The organism is Acidiphilium rubrum (genome assembly GCF_900156265.1).
Taxonomy (GTDB): domain Bacteria; phylum Pseudomonadota; class Alphaproteobacteria; order Acetobacterales; family Acetobacteraceae; genus Acidiphilium; species Acidiphilium rubrum.
The window spans coordinates 1-2153 of record NZ_FTNE01000069.1 but is presented as its reverse complement, the minus strand read 5'-3'; the positions used below and the strand labels follow the sequence as shown (position 1 = coordinate 2153).

The window sequence follows — 2153 nt, the reverse complement described above, 5'->3', positions numbered from 1 at the left end:
GATCCCTCCGTCCTCGCGAATCGACAGAAATCATTCAAACACAACCACAAAAATTTGAGAATCCCCCGCGAGTCAACCGTTTAGGCGGTTGGTATAAGGCCTCTGAATTTACGGTATTGATTCGCCCGAAGTTTGTTTAAAATCGGTCTACCATCGCTTTTGTTGCTCTCGACGGGACCGTTTTAAGGAAAGTGCTTGGGGAACAACCCCCAATGGATCGGTTTCCGTCTGGAAAACTTTCCAAGCGCAACAAGGAAGCGGATGAAAGGTGAGTAAGCGGTACACAAGCCGCGGATTCAGTTGGCCCGCGCGCTCGGCCGTGCATTGGTGATGGTTATCCCGTTGGTGGTGTGCGACCGACCAACTCCGCGGTCAGTTCCCACAGGCGCGCGGCCCGCGCTGCGTCGTTCGCGGCCGACGATAGCGGCTGCGAAAACGCATCGCGGCTTGGCAATTGGCGGTTTCCCCAGCTCCAGTGGACGCCCGATTGCGCAAACGCGTCATCGGCCACCACTTGGGCGACGCGCGTACCGGCTAACGCCTGCGAGACGTAGCCTTTGGTGATGGTCTTTTGAAACCACGGGAAAATCGTCTGGAACAGTTTTGGGGCGTCACGGAACAATGCCGTGTCCGCCACGCAACCCGGATAGAGGGTGTTGAAGATGATGCCGGTGTTCTGGTGGTAGCGCCGGTGAAATTCGCGGCTGATGATCATGTTGCATAATTTGCTGTCTTTATAGGCTTTGCCTGGCTTGAACTTTTTGCCGTCGATCATGGCGACGGGTGCGCGGAAGCCAGCTTCCAGCCCTGCCAGCGCGCCTAGGTTGGCTGGCGCGGGGATTGGGATTTTGCCGCCGAATTCCTCGGAATTGGCGGTGACGGTGCCGAGTGTGACCAGGCGTTTCGCACGGCGGCCCGGCGATTGCAGATGCGGCAGCAGCAAATGGCTTAACAGGAAATGGCCGAAATGATTGGTCGCCACGCTGATCTCGAAGCCTTCGGGCGAGCGCGCGGGGGTTTTCAACAACGGCAGATAGACCGCCGCGTTGCAGACCAGGGCATCGAGCGGTTTTACCAGCGCGGCGAAATCGGCCGCGAAGCGCCGGACGCTCGACTGCGATCCGAGGTCGATTTCGAGCGGGGTGATCGACGCCGGATTGATATCCAGATTTGCCGCGGCGCGCGCTGCTTTGGCGAGGTCGCGGCAGGCCATGACCACGTGCCAGCCACGGTCAACCAACGCCTTTGTCGCATGCAGCCCGACGCCGGACGAGGCGCCGGTGACGATGACGTGCGGCGGTGTTGTGGCCTCCATCGTTTCGACAGCTGCGAGGTTTTCGCCTTGCATACACGCGGATGGCCGGCAGGCAAGAGAGCGGGCGGGCACTGGTTTTATTTTGGGCCGCCGCCATACTGCCGGTATGAACATGGCGATTCGTGATCGAAGCCTGCCGGCGCGTGGTGAGCCGGCACTGCAATACCGTTACTGGTCATGATGGCCGGGTGGGTCCGCGCTGTGGTGATTGTCGCGGGGGTGGTGGTGCTGCTCAGTTTGAACGCGCGGGAATTCAAGGCAAAACGCCGGGTGCTGGAGACAGCGTTTGCGGCGGCGCCGAGCGATGATCCGGCGCTGGCGCTGGCACGCGCGCAGGCTGTTCAAGGCCAGACCAATGAGCAATTGCTGCACATGATCCACACCATGCTGGCTGCGATTCTTGTTGCTTTGCTTTGGCGTTAGGCAGGCGCGGCAGCACCATCACTATATTCGGCAGTATCGGCGGTTGATGATTATTGTTCCGGCGCCGCCTTGTTGCTGTCTCGCTGAAGGCAGTGCGGCGGCATGATCGCGTTCGGGTATCTGGTGCTTGTGCTGGTTCTGGCGGTGACCTTGAATGTGGGCAATCGCTTCGTGCGCGCCCTGGGAACCGCAGTGGCGGCGCTTGGTCTGGTGATGATGGTCAGTTCCGTCATCCTTGCGGATTTCGATGGGACATTCGTGCCTATCATGGCGCGGGCTGATCTGGTTGGCCGATTTGGGCCGTTGGTTCTCAACATGCAGGCGGTGGGTACCCATCCGGTGAGGACCGCGGTGTGATTGCCGGTCGGCGTTCGTGCATCTCCGGTATGGATTGATCAGGCGACCTGTGCGGCTG

General features: G+C 60.1%; 3 protein-coding genes. 2 read left to right on the top strand and 1 reads right to left on the bottom strand.

Going from position 1 to position 2153, the window contains the following annotated elements:
• Positions 1-334: 334 nt before the first annotated feature.
• On the bottom strand, positions 335-1348 hold the full coding sequence (locus BW994_RS18700) for a protochlorophyllide reductase (RefSeq protein WP_217696483.1): 1014 nt from the start codon (positions 1346-1348) through the stop codon (positions 335-337).
• Positions 1349-1492: 144 nt separating this feature from the next.
• On the opposite strand from BW994_RS18700, the gene BW994_RS18695 reads away from it, so the two are divergent.
• Both BW994_RS18695 and BW994_RS18690 read left to right on the top strand, forming a co-directional pair.
• Positions 1493-1738: a hypothetical protein gene (locus BW994_RS18695; RefSeq protein WP_029314396.1), complete on the top strand. Its 246-nt coding sequence runs from the start codon at positions 1493-1495 to the stop codon at positions 1736-1738.
• A gap of 102 nt (positions 1739-1840) precedes the next feature.
• Positions 1841-2095 (top strand): hypothetical protein, encoded by a 255-nt coding sequence (locus BW994_RS18690; RefSeq protein ID WP_029314398.1) that lies wholly within the window; start codon positions 1841-1843, stop codon positions 2093-2095.
• Positions 2096-2153 lie beyond the last annotated feature (58 nt).

Coding starts and splice junctions, on each gene's coding strand:
- BW994_RS18690 (WP_029314398.1), top strand. CDS start 1,841: ATGATCGCGTTCGGGTATCTGGTGCTTGTGCTGGTTCTGGCGGTGACC.
- BW994_RS18695 (WP_029314396.1), top strand. CDS start 1,493: ATGATGGCCGGGTGGGTCCGCGCTGTGGTGATTGTCGCGGGGGTGGTG.
- BW994_RS18700 (WP_217696483.1), bottom strand. CDS start 1,348: ATGCAAGGCGAAAACCTCGCAGCTGTCGAAACGATGGAGGCCACAACA.